At 49.7% G+C, this 15,095-nt stretch carries 14 protein-coding genes; 7 read left to right on the top strand and 7 right to left on the bottom strand.

Annotation, left to right across the window (positions count from 1 at the left end; translation table 11 throughout):
• Positions 1 to 80 precede the first annotated feature (80 nt).
• The 7 genes from N0B36_RS23950 to N0B36_RS23985 all read right to left on the bottom strand — a co-directional run bounded on the left by N0B36_RS23950 (position 81) and on the right by N0B36_RS23985 (position 8,523).
• Entirely contained in the window at positions 81 to 1,541 is a 1,461-nt protein-coding gene (locus N0B36_RS23950; RefSeq protein WP_016153314.1) for a hypothetical protein, read from the bottom strand.
• Between the two features lie 53 nt (positions 1,542 to 1,594).
• The gene (locus tag N0B36_RS23955) at positions 1,595 to 3,166 is read right to left on the bottom strand and encodes an SLC13 family permease (protein ID WP_016153315.1); all 1,572 of its coding nucleotides are present in this window, start codon (positions 3,164 to 3,166) and stop codon (positions 1,595 to 1,597) included.
• 57 nt (positions 3,167 to 3,223) lie between these two features.
• Complete coding sequence (locus N0B36_RS23960; protein ID WP_047497933.1) at positions 3,224 to 3,859, bottom strand: hypothetical protein; 636 nt, start codon at positions 3,857 to 3,859, stop codon at positions 3,224 to 3,226.
• 37 nt (positions 3,860 to 3,896) lie between these two features.
• Positions 3,897 to 4,367, bottom strand: a complete 471-nt coding sequence (locus N0B36_RS23965; protein ID WP_047497931.1) for a CYTH domain-containing protein — start codon at positions 4,365 to 4,367, stop codon at positions 3,897 to 3,899.
• 282 nt (positions 4,368 to 4,649) lie between these two features.
• Positions 4,650 to 5,603: a LysR family transcriptional regulator gene (locus tag N0B36_RS23970; protein WP_047497928.1), complete on the bottom strand. Its 954-nt coding sequence runs from the start codon at positions 5,601 to 5,603 to the stop codon at positions 4,650 to 4,652.
• An 806-nt stretch (positions 5,604 to 6,409) separates the two neighbouring features.
• Positions 6,410 to 6,805 (bottom strand): VOC family protein, encoded by a 396-nt coding sequence (locus tag N0B36_RS23980; RefSeq protein WP_046275293.1) that lies wholly within the window; start codon positions 6,803 to 6,805, stop codon positions 6,410 to 6,412.
• A gap of 668 nt (positions 6,806 to 7,473) precedes the next feature.
• Positions 7,474 to 8,523 carry an alpha/beta hydrolase gene (locus tag N0B36_RS23985; protein WP_016153322.1) on the bottom strand — a complete coding sequence of 350 codons (1,050 nt, stop codon included), beginning with the start codon at positions 8,521 to 8,523 and terminating at the stop codon, positions 7,474 to 7,476.
• A gap of 219 nt (positions 8,524 to 8,742) precedes the next feature.
• Here N0B36_RS23985 and N0B36_RS23990 point away from each other — a divergent pair, with 219 nt between their 5' ends.
• The 7 genes from N0B36_RS23990 to N0B36_RS24020 all read left to right on the top strand — a co-directional run bounded on the left by N0B36_RS23990 (position 8,743) and on the right by N0B36_RS24020 (position 14,854).
• The gene (locus tag N0B36_RS23990; protein WP_049282242.1) at positions 8,743 to 9,423 is read left to right on the top strand and encodes a heavy metal response regulator transcription factor; all 681 of its coding nucleotides are present in this window, start codon (positions 8,743 to 8,745) and stop codon (positions 9,421 to 9,423) included.
• A gap of 15 nt (positions 9,424 to 9,438) precedes the next feature.
• The gene (locus N0B36_RS23995; RefSeq protein ID WP_259689434.1) at positions 9,439 to 10,908 is read left to right on the top strand and encodes a heavy metal sensor histidine kinase; all 1,470 of its coding nucleotides are present in this window, start codon (positions 9,439 to 9,441) and stop codon (positions 10,906 to 10,908) included.
• Between the two features lie 70 nt (positions 10,909 to 10,978).
• Positions 10,979 to 11,629 (top strand): flavodoxin, encoded by a 651-nt coding sequence (locus N0B36_RS24000; protein ID WP_181636622.1) that lies wholly within the window; start codon positions 10,979 to 10,981, stop codon positions 11,627 to 11,629.
• 51 nt (positions 11,630 to 11,680) lie between these two features.
• On the top strand, positions 11,681 to 12,328 hold the full coding sequence (locus N0B36_RS24005; protein ID WP_311044829.1) for a DUF4405 domain-containing protein: 648 nt from the start codon (positions 11,681 to 11,683) through the stop codon (positions 12,326 to 12,328).
• 107 nt (positions 12,329 to 12,435) lie between these two features.
• Complete coding sequence (locus N0B36_RS24010) at positions 12,436 to 12,915, top strand: cupin domain-containing protein (RefSeq protein WP_259689439.1); 480 nt, start codon at positions 12,436 to 12,438, stop codon at positions 12,913 to 12,915.
• Positions 12,893 to 13,654 (top strand): carboxymuconolactone decarboxylase family protein, encoded by a 762-nt coding sequence (locus N0B36_RS24015; RefSeq protein ID WP_259689440.1) that lies wholly within the window; start codon positions 12,893 to 12,895, stop codon positions 13,652 to 13,654. The genes N0B36_RS24010 and N0B36_RS24015 overlap by 23 nt, the downstream gene beginning before the upstream one ends.
• Before the next feature lie 135 nt (positions 13,655 to 13,789).
• Complete coding sequence (locus tag N0B36_RS24020) at positions 13,790 to 14,854, top strand: alpha/beta fold hydrolase (protein WP_259689441.1); 1,065 nt, start codon at positions 13,790 to 13,792, stop codon at positions 14,852 to 14,854.
• The last annotated feature ends 241 nt before the right edge of the window (positions 14,855 to 15,095 follow it).

The following is a 15,095-nucleotide window of genomic DNA, read 5'->3' on the forward strand; positions in this document are numbered from 1 at the left end:
CGTAAACACCTTATCAGGCCTACAGATGTGGAACCCGCAGGCCTGATAGCGCTGCGCCATCAGGCATTTTATCTCTGTCGTCAGCCCTCTTCGCTTTCTGATTCCCCGGCAGTAAAAACTGGTTCAATGCGCTTGATACCCGCGCTGTTAATAATGATGCGTGCCCGCTCCAGAAAACTCTCTTTGCCATCCGTCACCCGATGAATAAGGTTGATGTGATAGACCTTTTCCCCGTACAGCACCTGCTCATCATCCAGAGTCGGTAATTCATTCAGCAACTCATCGGTGTATTTCAAAAAAGGGGTGATATCCAGGCGCGTAATATCCATCACAGAACGATTCACGGCGGAAAACATCTGGTCCCCGCCGCGCAGATGAACGTGTTTGGAGTAGTGCAAAATGTCTTCGCTCAGATAATAGTTTTGAATATCCAGAATGTGCACCTTACGGCGCATCGTCCTGACGTCATCGGGTAGCTGACGCTCCCCCACAAAGACGAAAGATTCGTTGCACTTACCGACCGGAGAGCGCAGGTTTTTATAAATTATCTGCTGTCGGTCAGGTAACCAACGGCGAAATGTCGAAAACAATCGCGCCCGAAATCCCTCTTTCATTCTGTCTTTAAAGATATAGCCAATCACCATTGCTAGAAATAGTTGAAAGCTCAGCGCTCCGTATTTCCCCTGCCAAATAAACGCCACCGCCGTCGCGAAAATCATCGCAATTGCCGCGGCGATTCCGGCAATGGTATGCGCCAGAAAGGTCTCGCCTTTTTTACGCCGGATATCCAGATACATAGGACTGCTGATATATTTTTTCAGGGTATTAACGTGATAAATCACCAGTTCGTTATCCGAATTAGGTGACGGGAAAGTCCCCGGATGATTGGCTTTGCGATACAGCATCTGCTCGCGCCAGAAAATACGCAGAGTATCGTATCCCGGTGAAGGCGAAAGATCATTGAGCAATTTACGCCCATAGTGCGTCAGCATCAGTGAGAGGAATTCGTCACCATAGTCAATGATGCGTAACGCATTGACCTCAGCCACCTTTGACATCTTTATCCGCATCCGACGATAGTTATTGAGAATATCCTCTGCGGTGGCGGCGAAGCTCAGCAGCGCCTGCTCCTGTTTGTCTTCACTCAACTTGCCGATATAACGTACCTCTACGTGAAGCGCCCGTTTGAAGGTCAGGCAAAACATTTTGAGTCGGTATTCAAAACCCTGCGCAGAGGTATCTTTGCTCTGTTCGGTAATTAACCGTTCAATTGTCCCTAGCGTCTTCGGCACGCTGACGGACAATTTACGCAGCGACAGGGTGGGAGGACGCAGGCGAATATAGTTCTTCAGGTTTTGCTGAAAGGCCTGCGGCGGAAATGTCCAACGATTGATCTGCAAACTGGAAGGAAAGAATAGCCAGGTTTCAATATGGTAGTTTTCGCTTCGTAGAGGTTTGGTGCCGACTTTCTGCGGGAAAAAAATCCGCTGCTTAATTTCGATACAGCGTTTTCCTGATGCTTTTATCGTATCGCCTGGCATCTTTGCCTCCTGCAAATCAGGCGGTAATTTGAATTACCGCCTTCACATCAATGCTACCAGAGGGCGCTATTGAACCCCATCAGCGGCATGACATATTGAGTCCATAAAATCAGTAACACCCAAATAATAGCCATCTGGATAATACCATATTTGAAAGACTCACCGGTCGAGTAGTGATCGAGCAGGTAACTGATGTTTGCGGGTTTAGAGTTAAAGTAGAGCACGTAAACCTGGTTAATCAGGAATGCCATCGGCAGACAGAATCCCACCACGTCCCAGCCGAACTTTTTAGCGATACTGATAATGATCGGGAACATAATGATGGTACGTGCCGTTTTACTTTCGCTCACCAGCGTGGTGATGGCGAACACGCCGCTCAGTACGGCAAAGACCAACAGTTTGCCGCCACCTGAAGGGTCGATCTGCCATTTATCAAACAGGCTGTGAATATAGAGGCCGACGATATCTGTCTGATCGACCATTCCGCCAAGGACGTAAGCACCAAAGCTGAACATCAGCATATGCCAGGGAATGTCCGCGTCGTTCCACTTCATCACGCCCAGCGCCGGAAGTTTGCACACCGAAGGCATCAGAACAACGCAGGCACCCGCCACGGCGATAACTTCGGCACGCATACCGTGCACCCGGTCGGTTGCCCACAGCAACAGGACGATAATAAAGGTCAGCGCCGCGCGAACTTCACCCGCGCTAATCTTACCGAGCTGCGCCAATTCCCCTTTCAGGCGATCCATGCCGCCTTCAATTTTCGGCTTAGCATCTTCTTTCTTAATGGGGAAAATCCAGCGAGTTCCGGTGTACCAGGCAATGGCACACTGAATCAGCGCCAGTGGACACAGGGCAATGAACCAGTCGCCGTAATAGACTTTGAATCCCGCCTGCTCCATCATCGCGACCGCCAGCAGGTTAGCTGCGGAACCGGTGATAAAGGCGCTGGCCGACACGTTATTCGCCAGCAGGTTCAGCAGCACCATGTTGCGCCCGACGTTATTGCGTTTTTCCCCGCCGGTCGCACCGTAGATGGCGGCGATAACCATAAACAGCGGTAACAACAGCGCCGTTTTCGCTGAGGTCGCACTGATGAACGCCCCGAGAATCAGGTTGAGTAATATAAAGCACCAGAACAGCAACGAGATATTATTCCCCATGCGTACCAACAGCCAGAGCGACATACGCTTCGCCAACCCTGTCACCACCAGAGCGCTGGCCATGATGAAGCTGGCAATGTTCAGGATCATTACTGGCTCACCCAGCATGGCAAACGCAGGACGCATCTTCATTGTGCCGGTCAGGATCACCGTGACGACCACGATAAGCGAGGTGAGATAGTTCGGAATCGCCTCCGTCAACCACAGCACCAGCGAGGCAAGAAAAATTCCCGTTGCGCTGTAACAGTTGGCCGGAGGAACTTTGGTTTGGGTATCGAACATTTCGATAGGCCCGACCCACTGTAAATGAAAGAACAGGAACAGCAGGATAGCCAGCGGCATACCGATGAATTTGATCCGCTCCATCCAGATACCGGCTTTAATCTCCTTGAATTTCTCCAGAGAATAATTGCTCATATCCAGCGGATCGAAAACTTTCTTAGCGCCTTTGTCTGACATGGCCATGTCTCCTTATGCGCCTCCATGGGCAGCAAGCTACCCATGGAGGCGTGAATTTCACATGCCAACAACCTGTCTGGCGGCTTTCAGATAATTCGTGTTAGGCAGTTCGTCGAGCCCCAGCGCCGCAACCACTGCCTTAATTCCGGCATAATCTTCACTTTCGCAACAGGCGGTTTCGACCATCGCACCGTTAAACCATACCTGCGCGTATTCGCTGATGATGCCGTTAACGGAAAAACCGTAGCGCATTTTCTCTACCTTAACCGGTACTAAATCGCTACTGGCCCGCGCCATATTGGTAAATTCTTCCAGGGTATAGCTCTCTTTATCCAGCGCCATGTTGACATGGAGGTGCTGCAAAATGGTGGCTAACTCCTCACGCTGCACCGGGAATTGAAACTTGCCGCGCGGCTGGAAGATCTCATAGCCTTCCGGGGTTTCGCCGGTTTTCGTTTTGATATCCAGCAGACCGTCGCGGACTTTAACGTTAACCGTATCGGTATGTAGCGACAGAAAGTAGGTCTCTTCCGGCATCTTACGAGCCTTAAATAATGTGGCTTTGGCATCCCACATTTTTTCTTTTACCCGTTCGATAATGCCGTGGCCGAATACGCGGAACTCCGCGCGGGGGATGATTTTTTCAGCGTCGCTCGACGACGTGGCGGTATTCTTATCCATATGCGTAGCCATTGTAATTCTCCTGTTCCATTAAGAATGGTGAATGCCGCTATTTATCCCATTCGGTAAAAGGATGGGCGACCAGATTGGAGTTGAAGTAGCGCGGATCGCCGCTCACCTCTTCACCAATCCACTCGGGTTTATCGAACTGCTGCTCTTCACTTTTCAATTCCACTTCTGCGACGATCAGTCCGGCGTTAACCCCCATAAATTCGTCGATTTCCCACACCACATCACCCACCGGGATTTTGTAGCGTTTCTTTTCGATAATGGGACGCTCTGCCAGCTCATCCAGCATGGCACAGCAATCGGCATACGGAATTTCGTATTCATATTCAGTTCGCGTTGCAGAAACGGTAACTCCCTTGATGGTCAGGAACGCCTTATCGTTTATCGTCCGGATACGAACAGTTCTCTCTTTTATACTGCTGAGATATCCCTGACGATAAACGGTTCCCTCTGCAAGTGCGCGCCACTGCTCTGAGCACACCAGGAATTTCCTTTCAATTTCTTTAGCCATCTTAAGCCTCTCATTGTCGGAACATCTGTCGATAGTTATTCACTATCTCTCTTAATTGACTCCATATTAGGCAGGCTTCTGGCAGGATTAAAAATTGTAAATCAGTATCAGACCTATAAGCTCAGTTTATAGATTGATGTCGATCACATTTATTATTTTCTCATTAATTTTAGAGAGTTAAATTTGATAGGGGCGTAAACAATGTGTTCGGCTTATAGGCTGTTTTTTTTCAAACATAAGCGTATGAGTCCTTGTTTTATCAAGGATAATGAACAATGCCACTTAGCGATGATTATGGAATATATTTTCCAGCAGCTCAGGAAAACTCCCCCACTCATTATCTGGAGTATCATCATAAAGCAGTGAAATAAAGCCGAGGGCGGCGCGGGACAGTGAGTGCTCCCCCTGGTAAACAAGGTAGTAATCTACCGCGAGATTAAAACCTTTGACATGAAGTTCAACCAGCTCACCGCTGTTCAGCTCATCGGATATCGCCAGATGAGGAATCACGGTTACGCCATAACCGCTGCCGATAAGCCGTTTAGTCGCCTCCAGATTAGAGAGCGTCACACAGTTTTGCGGAGCGGTGTTCGCTGAGTGACGTTTAAACCACGAATTTATTTTGGCTCTTATCCGCGTTCCTTTCTCACGCATAATGAAAGGTGATTGTAGCAATTCATCCGGACTCATATCCCCCTTGGCGCATGCCGCCAGGGGGGAGTTCTTGCCCACCACTACTTTGTAGTTTTCCCGATGCAGAAATACCTGTTGTAACGGAGAGCGAATTACGGAACGTCCGGCAAAACCGATCTCAACCTCGCCGCTGGCGACCAGTTCCGCAATGTGGTGCGAGTTACCGGTCAGAATTTCCAGTTCAATTCCCGGAAAGCGTTCGTGGAAACGCTGAATAAAACGCGTGAGATAGTAAGTGCCCATCACGCCCGTCGCCCCGATGGTCAGACGGCCTACCTGTAGTTTACTGATGTCCTGAAACACGCTCTGCACTTCATCAAAAAGATGAAAAATACGCTGTGTGTATTCAAACAGGACTTCGCCTTCTTTGGTCAAACTAATTTGCCGACGGGAACGATCGAATAATGACACCTTCAGATAGCTTTCCAGTGCCTGGATCTGCATGCTGATGGCGGGCTGAGATAAAAAGAGTGCCTGTGCGGCCTTAGTAAAACTGCCGCTGATAACAACCTGGTTGAACGTCTTAAAATGGTCAATATCCATATTTAGGTACCAGCGGTTAGAGGTGCGTTTAACGATTCTGAATATGAATATACCGAATTAACACAGAAAAAGCAGGGGAGCATCCGTTCGTTTTCCTGGATGACGTATTCCGGAAACCGCATGAGAAAAGGTGATAATGCCTCGCTGTCTCTAAAAGCCGAAGCGCATCCACGCAAACAGGGCGTTACCATTGTTATACGTACCTGTTCCGGGGTTATAGGGGAGGCATTTGGCATTTTACACTGTCGTTCATCCCGCAGCTGCAACGGTGTAGTTCTGGCCAAGGACCAGTTTGAGCGGATTCGCGTTTAAACTCTGCGCTGAAATTTCTTTTTTTTGTTGGGACACCTGTATTGTTCTGAGATGAGCATATCACCTCTGTTCAGGTGGCCAAATTCAATAAACCACTACAGTAGAAATAAAAGGGATTTTGCGAATTTAGCTAAAGGTGGTTAAGTAATAAGTGAATTAGCTCAGTCATATTATCAGGTGATAATAACCATTATTTGCAAGTAAAGAGTTAAAGTCGAAATTGCAACTTTCTGCAGGTAGACCAATGATGCTTTCTTTTGGCATCCGAAATTTTTATATTTCCGATCCAGAGGGGAATCTGCTTGAAATAGGAAGCACGAACGAGAAGTTAGGGGGCGCATGACGGAGCAGTTGCAGGCATGCTGACCTCAGCCATACAGAGGTGTCATATATGGCGATAGCCAAAACGTCTGCAGTCCCCAACGAGTTTAGTGTTGGTCCGGATAAACGTGTATCAACAGTCGGGTGTTATGCCTCAAGTAATGACACCCCTGTTAGCCTCCAAGCGGCGTAAATAACTCAATCAAGTTTTCCTCCGGATCGTACAGATGAACCACTCTCACACCCCATTCTGGCATATCCATTGGCTCGTTAATGAATTTAATCCCTTTTAACGAATAGGCCTCAAAGCTTTCATCTACATTATCAACCTCGAAACAAACCATTGATTTTTCGCGATATATTATCGATTTTTCTCTGTCAGCATTTCCAATAATTGGGGCCATCAGATCAGAAGTAAAGATAGCAAGGCCTTCTATACCTTCGGCGACTTTGAAGCTGGCATAGCAATCTTCAATATCCCAGACAGCTTCTAAACCAAGCTTTTGGGTGTAGAAATTGAAACATTTGCGGTAATCTTTGACTAACAGTCTTACATTGTTGAATTTCATATATTTTCCCTTATATATTACATAAACCACAAAACGCAAGTTTGAGCATCTGAGCGTGACTATTAATTTGGCTTATCAGAGATAAGCTCTGTCAAAATTCAGATATATCATCCTGGTGCTCCTTTGTATTCCTGAAAGTGTGATTATTCCAGTTCTGTTCCTGTATATTCTCTCATTGAGCTTATTGTTTGCGTTGACGACATCAGATTATAGCTTTTCTTAGCAAGTTAAAAGGTGTGTATCTGACTAATAGCACAACCGTGTTTGCATTTTCCCGCTGTGACCGTCCTGCAAGTAACCTGAAAGGCGTCGGGTATTAGCACTTAACGCCTTTAGTATTATTTTAAAGTTTTTTCCGACGAACAAGTCGCTTGAAGAGGAGAACGTCCGCCTCAAGAAGCTGCATGCTGAAGCCATGCTGGATAAAGAGGCACTCAATGCCATAATGCTAAACCTAAAGTTGGCCTGGACCACGAAGTAAAACCTTACAGGCAAAAAATAATCCTCAGATGTCCCTGCCGTTTTATGAATTTCATTCATAGCGGCTATTTAATGTGCGTAATTATCTTTCCTCCCGACTTCGTTAGTCTTGGTCACATGCGGACACACTCATTATGTCCTGATATGACCAGCCTGAGTGGCTGGCCAAAGGTATCGTCTGATAGGGGTTAAATACTCTTATCGAAGAAGACGTCTAACTTTTGCAAAGCCTTGTCGACGTACTCAGGAACCCAATACGTCTCGATATGGGTAGCGCCATCGATCAGGAAGAGTTCTTTGTCTTTTGTACCGGTGGCTTTCGCAAACGCATCTTCCGTCATATAGAGCGTGTCGGCTTTTGTACCAGCAATCATCAGCAGCGGTTTATTGATGAGATTGATATGGTCCGTAACGTCAAAACTCATCAAATCTAACAAGCTACTTGTCGTGTATTTAAACGTAGAGTTCGGGTGCGCGTGAGTTTTCCAGTAGTACTCATAGCCCTGTCGATATAAGGCAAAAGGTAACTTAGCGATCTGTTCATCAGTCAGATTGGCATCACCGGAGTACAGGACTTCACCTCCGGAAGCTTCCTGAGCACGTGCGTCAGAAGCCTGCTGAAGACGCTGCTGAATAGTATCCAGCTGTGAGTCCTGAAAACCGTTGCGGCGCACCAGGCCTGAATTAAACATGCTGATGGTTGCGATCGATTTAAACCGTTGATCCGTTTCGGCCGCAACAAGTGAATAACCGCCACCTCCGCAAATACCCAGCAGACCGAGGCGGGAAGTATCCACTCCCGGATACTGGCTGATGTAGTCAGCCATGCCGTGGATATCCTCGATGCGATTAGCGGGTTTATCCACGCTGCGAGGCATCCCACCGCTCGCGCCCTGATAAGCCGCGTCGGCAGTAATCGTGATGTAGCCCTGCTCGGCGAGACGCTGGGCATACAAGCCTGCGACCTGCTCTTTTACGCCGCCATTCGGATGTGCAACCACCACGGCAGGGTATTTTTTGGCGGGATCGTAGTTAGCAGGGGTATAGACATTCGCAGCTATCTGAATGCCATGCAGATCGTACTTCACCGGATGAATGTTGACCTTGCCTTTGACGTTCTCAGTGATGGCACCGTCATAGGCCAGGGTGAATGGATTTTTTTTGTAATCAGCCGCATTGACTGAGGTGGCTCCGGTTATTGCCGTGAGCAGTATTGCAGTTAACAGATTGAATTTCATGGTCTCTCCCGATGAGTTTCAGGCTTGCGGATTTAAATGTGCAGACTCAGGTTAGAGAGAGAGGCCTGTCAGCATCGTGACAGGTAAATAACATTTTTGTCAGCAAGCAGGCTGAGATGGCTTCATGTTTCTGACAATGCTGTCAGGTAAGCGTCAGCTTTATGTTGGCAATCAAGAGGCAGAATAAGCCCGATTGAACAGTTAAGAGGAAATCCCGTTATGCGCCTGTTGCTAGTCGAAGATGAAGAAAAAACGTCAACCTATCTCAACCGTGCGTTGAGTGAATCCGGATTTACGGTAGATGTCTCTGCAGATGGCGCAGAAGGTCTTCATTACGCGCTGGAGCTAGACTACGACGCGATAATCCTTGATGTGATGCTGCCGGGGATGGATGGCTACCGGGTACTTGAGGGGGTGCGGGCCGTCAAACAGACGCCGGTACTAATGCTCTCGGCCCGCGGTTCGGTCGACGAGCGCGTCAAAGGGCTTCGGCTTGGCGCTGATGATTATCTCCCTAAGCCCTTTTCACTGATTGAACTGGTGGCGCGTATTCAGGCACTGGTGCGTCGCCGCGCTACGGATGGCGCAGACATCACCCAGCTGCAAATTCACGATCTGCATCTCGACCTGCTGGCCCGCCGCGTATTTCGCGCCGGAACGCGACTGGAGTTGACCGCAAAAGAGTTTTCCCTGTTAAGTCTTCTCGCCCGGCATCAGGGGGAGATTCTGTCAAAAATGATGATTGCTGAGCAGATATGGGACATGAATTTTGACAGCGATGCCAATGTGGTTGAAGTCGCCATTAAACGTCTGCGAGCCAAAGTGGATGCCCCATTCGACGTCAAACTGTTACATACCGTTCGTGGCATGGGGTATGTCCTCGAAGTCCGGTCGGAATAAATGAAGAGGCTCAGCATGCCTAAACGTTCCATCTCCGTTCACCTGGCGCTGATGTTTGCCTTATCCGCGCTGCTGATTGTGTCCATTATCGGTATCTTGCTCAGAAGCTCCTTACATGACTCTTTGCAAAAGCAGATGCACAACGAGCTGCTGTTCCGGGAATCATTAATGAGCCCGTGGATCACCGCACGAACCTCGGCTGACGGCTGGTCGACGTTGGCTAATAAATTTACTCTGCTAACCAATTCTGAAGGTGAGCGCGTTCGCTACTGGATAGTGAGCGATAACCCGCGCTTTAGCATGGGGGGAATACCACCGGTGGGCGTTCAGTGGTCTTCTTTGCAGGAGGGATTTAATAAAGTGCCCGGCGCATCGGAAGGTGCATGCTCACTGTTCCTGTTAGTGAAAACCATCCCCGCCAACGGTGAAAGGCCTGAGCTGCGCTATGTGGTTGCCATCGACTCTACGCCGTATATGGGCACACTCGATGCGTTCACACGAACGCTGCTGATTATTGTCGCGCTGGGCGTATTGATTGTCGCCTTACTGGGATACGTTGTTTCACGGATTGGCCTGCGTCCGGTGGGCATGCTCAGTCAGCAGGCACAACACCTTGCACCAGGTGATCATGGCCAGCGCCTGAATACCTGCGCGTTGCCCGAAGAACTGCAGCAACTGGCATCATCATTTAACGGTGTGTTAGAGCGTCAGGAAATCGCCTGGCGACAGCTCGAGAGCTTTAATGCCGATGTTGCGCATGAACTTCGTACCCCGCTGACTAACCTGATCGGCCAGACGCAGCTCGGGCTATCACGCCGACGTTCACAAGATGAACTGGAAGAGTTATTGGGTTCAAACCTTGAGGAACTTGAACGCATGACGTCGATAGTTAACGACATGCTGTTCCTGTCTCATGCGCACGCAGGTGAACATGCTTCCCAGCTTACGCAGGTGTCCCTGCGCGAAGAAACCCTGAAAACAGCGGAATATGTTGAACCCTCTTTTGCTGAAAAACAACTTTCGCTAAATGTGGAGGGCGACATCACCGCGCATATCGACAGGCGGCTGTTTCACCGTTCACTGGCTAATTTGCTGGAAAATAGCGCCAGGCATTCCCCCTCCAATAGCACGGTTACGGTGCGCTTAAGCGAAAAAGGCAATCAAGCTTGTGTAGACGTTTCTAACCCTGGCGATCCGATAGCGCCAGAGCACTTACACCGGCTTTTCGAACGGTTCTATCGTGTTGACACCTCCCGAGCCAGGAGTGATACCCATCATGGGCTGGGCCTGTCGATTGTCCGTGCCGTCGCCATTATGCACCGGGGAGATGTCTTTGCCCGTAGCGAGAACGGTATCAATACCTTTGGCCTGACGTTTGCTAAACAGCCTGACGCTATCCGAACCGGGAGACTGATTTCAGAGACAAAATCGGGATCTCCGCGCGCAAAGACTTCTGACAAAATTGTCAGAGAGTCGTCAGTCTGATGTCAGGCTATCTGCGCCAGAATCACTGCTGATACTCACCACGGCTGATTGAAGGAATGAAACAGTGAGAATGAAAAAGGTATTTAGCGGGTTTCTGGCGATGATGGTCATGGGGCTTCTGGGGCAGCCCGCGTTCGCATCAGAGGATTTATCCGCACACGCCCGCACGCTGATTATCTACTTTTCACAGCCAGAGGAGATGAAACCTGGTGCCGTGGATGGTTTTTCCGGGGCCAGCGTATTACAAAAAAATACGCCGGAGACCGGTAGCACGCAGTTTATTGCGCAACTGATTCAGAAGCAGACTCACGGCGACCTGTTTCGCATTGAAACCGCCACTCCCTACCCTCGCCAGCATGATGCACTTTTGCGCGTTGCCGAAAAGGAACAGCAAACGAAAGCCAGACCCTCGCTAAAAACGCCGCTCCCTGACCTGAGCAGTTACGACACCATTTACGTCGGCTACCCCATCTGGTGGTATACCATGCCAATGGTGATATACAGCCTCTTTGAGCAAAATGACTTTGCAGGCAAAACGGTCGTTCCCTTTACCACCCATGGTGGCAGCAGGTTAGCCGACTCCCTGCGAGAAATTGCTCGCATGCAGCCACAGGCCAAATTAGTCACTCGTGCGCTCGCGATCTCGCGCAACGATATTTCAGCTCCTGACGTACCCGCGCAGGTTGAGCAATGGGTAAAACAAGTCCAGCCACAGCGTTAATCCCTCGACATGAAGAAAATTTATATTTTCCAGGTCATGCAGGATGCGCTGATGACGTTACTTCTGTTGGTATTGATGGGATTTCACCTTCACGGTGAAATCGTGCATGAATGGGCGGGTATTATTTTTACGCTGCTCATCATGCTGCATTTATATCTTAACCGGCATCGCTTGTGGTCACTGTCGCCCAATATTCCGTTAATCATGCTGGTAGTTAACAGAATCATTAATGCAGTGACATTCGTTGTCATTCTGACCGCAATTGTCTCGGGCATGATGCTGTCCCGACATACCCTTCTGGACCAGGCTTTCCACAACCCGGCGAGCTGGGTCAGGAAAGTACACATGACGTCGGTCCACTGGGGAATGCTCATTCTGGCGCTGCATATCGGGTTGCACTGGAAAATGCTGGCGACCTTTTTCTGCCGGGTCCTGAACATCTCCAGCAATTCATTCTTTGCAAATGTCATGATGCCGGGAGTTTTTTCGCTAATCGCTCTACTGGGATTGTACGAATTACTGAACCAGGACTATCTCGATTATTTGTTGATAAAGGTCGATTTCTCCTTTTTCGATTACGATGAATCTGCCCTTCTTTTTTATCTACGCTACCTGGCCATTATTGTTTTATTTTCATTAATGACACGGTTTTCGCTTTGGTGCCTTATTTTTAGAAAAGACAAAGCAGCGTCACCATAATAAGGGTTAACTGACAGAATTGTCAGGCTGGCGTCAGTCTGACGACATCTCCCCCTGATTAGAATCATTGCAGACCCTCTCCATCATTGTAGATAAGGACGCTTTGCATGATCAGACATTTACGTTACCTCGGGCTGTTACTGCCCCTCTTTACGTTTTCATCCTGGGCGGCGGAGCAAAATCCCGCTGTCCATATCGCCACCGCCGGAAGCCAGAATGCGGTGTACGGGCCAGCAGAGAACTTTACCGGTCGCGTCCGGGTTGATCCTCTCTTCAAACCAGATAACGAAATTAGCGTTTCCGGGGCTTATGTCACCTTTGAGCCAGGTGCTCGTTCCGCCTGGCATACGCATCCGGCAGGGCAGCGGCTGATTGTGACCTCGGGAATTGGGCTTACCCAACAAGAAGGCCAGCCGGTGCAGGTCATCCGCGCTGGCGACGTTGTCTCTTGCCCGGCGGGCGTCAAACACTGGCACGGGGCGGCACCCGGCAGCGCAATGACGCACCTGGCGATAACCGGGATTGTGGATCGCAAAAGCGTTAACTGGATGGAGAAAGTCACAGATGAACAATACCACGCCCATTAAGGCATTAACGGCAGCGGTACTGCTGACCTTTGGTTTGGGTCTCACGGCACATGCTGCGCCCGTCAATAAAGGAACCTCAGAAATGAACCACGAACAAACGGTTTCAGATACGCTGTCAGCTCGCCAGCAAGCCATCCCGTTGATTGCGGCATCAATGGCCAGCAGTCAGATGGATAAGCTGAATGCGGCACTGAATCAGGGGCTTGATGCAGGACTCACGATAAACGAGACCAAAGAGATTCTCGTCCAGCTCTATGCCTATACGGGATTTCCCCGTAGCCTGAACGCGCTGAATGAACTGATGAAAGTCGTCGAAGCACGTAAACAACGAGGCGTTGAAGACGTTGAAGGTAAAGAGCCGGTCGCCGCCATCCCTGTCGGAGATGAGCTTCGCCGTGTCGGTACCGCAAACCAGACTAAAATCTCCGGCGCTCCCGTCCAGGGACCTCTGTTCGATTTTGCCCCGGTCATTAATCAATTCCTACAAACGCATCTGTTCGGCGACATTTTCACCCGCGATAACCTCGACTGGCAAAGCCGCGAGCTGGCAACGGTTGGCGCATTAGCCGCCACTCCGGGCGTTGAAGCTCAGCTGTTATCGCATACGCGAGCCAGCATGCGAGTCGGCCTGACGTCTGCGCAACTGCGCCAACTGGCACAAGTTCTGCGTGAACATGGCGAAGAAGATGCGGCTACGCGGGCGGAACAGGTGCTGCAACAGGCGTTAGCAAACAGTTAGGCGTTGGTTTGAGACGATACGGTGCTAATCCTCCGCATTCATGAGTCTGCCAAATAAGGGCAATCAAAGGTGCTAAATAATTCACGCTGACAACTCAGATATGATTGAACGGCAAACATAACAGAGGATGTAATCTTGAAAACTGTCTTAAAAACGCTGGCCATCTGCGCGATGGCGGGTGGCATGGTGGCTCAGTCGGTATACGCCGAGCCGCTGGTCATTCAGGAACAAGGAAGCTTTTCTGCTGGTGGCACTATCATCACCGCACCAGGGAAATTTGACGCGAAAACGCCGCTGGACTCTGCGGGTCAAACCTGGCATGGCGATCATGCGTCTGTGTTCTACCAAATTCCGGAAAATCCGCATAAATACCCTATCGTCATGCTGCACGGCGCAGGTCAGTTCTCCCGCACCTGGGAAACCACGCCGGATGGTCGCGAAGGGTTCCAGAACATATTCCTGCGTCGTGGATTCTCAACTTATCTTGTCGATCAGCCCCGCCGGGGCAGCGCCGGGCGCACGACGGTAGAAGGTACGGTTACGCCTAAACCGGATGAACAGATGTGGTTTAACCAGTTCCGCGTTGGCGTGTGGCCGGAGTATTTTCAGGGCGTTCAGTTTTCTCACGATAAAGAAGCGCTAAATCAGTATTTCCGTCAGATGACCCCGAATACCGGGCCGTTTGATATCAATGTTATCTCTGATGCGATGTCCGCCGTCGTGGATAAATCCGGCCCGGCTATCCTTTTCACCCACTCTCAGGGTGGCGGACCAGGCTGGTACACGGCGATGAAAAACGACAAGGTCAAAGCGATTGTCGCCTTCGAGCCTGGTAGCAGCTTTGTCTTCCCGGAGAAAGAGCTCCCTGCCCCAATGCCAAGCGCGTTCGACACGCTGAAGGGTGAACCGGTGCCGATGGAGCAGTTTATGGCACTGACTAAAATTCCGATTGTGATTATTTACGGCGATAACATCCCGGATAAACCTGTCGCCATGCCCGCGCAGGACAGCTGGCGCGTGCGTCTGGCAATGGCTCGCGAGTGGCGTGACGTGGTGAACAAGCATGGCGGGGATGTCACTGTGACACATCTGCCTGAGGAAGGAATCAAAGGGAATACCCACTTCCCGTTCTCGGATCTGAATAACGTGCAGATTGCTGATATGGTGAGTAAATTCCTGGAGGAGAAAGACCTGCAATAGAAAGAGATAATATTGAGCCTTCATTATTGAGGGCTCAATACAATCATCAGTTATATCAAAAAAATAAAATGGGGGCGTGACGGTCTGTTTTGCGCAAAAATGAAAAGACAACTTCCGAACTCGCAGTGTTCATTCAGGATTTTACAAACCAGCTCATTATTCCCACTGCCAGGGCGCTATAGAAAAGCAACTGATACAGATTCGTCGGCACGTCTGTCCATTTTCTAACGATGCCCAGCGC

The sequence above is a fragment of the Citrobacter sp. XY323 genome (assembly GCF_025106035.1).
Lineage (GTDB): Bacteria > Pseudomonadota > Gammaproteobacteria > Enterobacterales > Enterobacteriaceae > Citrobacter > Citrobacter braakii.

Bases quoted from the DNA above. Each gene is read 5' to 3' on its own strand.
- N0B36_RS23950 (WP_016153314.1), bottom strand. From the start codon at position 1,541: ATGCCAGGCGATACGATAAAAGCATCAGGAAAACGCTGTATCGAAATT.
- N0B36_RS23955 (WP_016153315.1), bottom strand. From the start codon at position 3,166: ATGTCAGACAAAGGCGCTAAGAAAGTTTTCGATCCGCTGGATATGAGC.
- N0B36_RS23960 (WP_047497933.1), bottom strand. From the start codon at position 3,859: ATGGCTACGCATATGGATAAGAATACCGCCACGTCGTCGAGCGACGCT.
- N0B36_RS23965 (WP_047497931.1), bottom strand. From the start codon at position 4,367: ATGGCTAAAGAAATTGAAAGGAAATTCCTGGTGTGCTCAGAGCAGTGG.
- N0B36_RS23970 (WP_047497928.1), bottom strand. From the start codon at position 5,603: ATGGATATTGACCATTTTAAGACGTTCAACCAGGTTGTTATCAGCGGC.
- N0B36_RS23980 (WP_046275293.1), bottom strand. From the start codon at position 6,805: ATGAAATTCAACAATGTAAGACTGTTAGTCAAAGATTACCGCAAATGT.
- N0B36_RS23985 (WP_016153322.1), bottom strand. From the start codon at position 8,523: ATGAAATTCAATCTGTTAACTGCAATACTGCTCACGGCAATAACCGGA.
- N0B36_RS23990 (WP_049282242.1), top strand. From the start codon at position 8,743: ATGCGCCTGTTGCTAGTCGAAGATGAAGAAAAAACGTCAACCTATCTC.
- N0B36_RS23995 (WP_259689434.1), top strand. From the start codon at position 9,439: ATGCCTAAACGTTCCATCTCCGTTCACCTGGCGCTGATGTTTGCCTTA.
- N0B36_RS24000 (WP_181636622.1), top strand. From the start codon at position 10,979: ATGAAAAAGGTATTTAGCGGGTTTCTGGCGATGATGGTCATGGGGCTT.
- N0B36_RS24005 (WP_311044829.1), top strand. From the start codon at position 11,681: ATGACGTTACTTCTGTTGGTATTGATGGGATTTCACCTTCACGGTGAA.
- N0B36_RS24010 (WP_259689439.1), top strand. From the start codon at position 12,436: ATGATCAGACATTTACGTTACCTCGGGCTGTTACTGCCCCTCTTTACG.
- N0B36_RS24015 (WP_259689440.1), top strand. From the start codon at position 12,893: ATGAACAATACCACGCCCATTAAGGCATTAACGGCAGCGGTACTGCTG.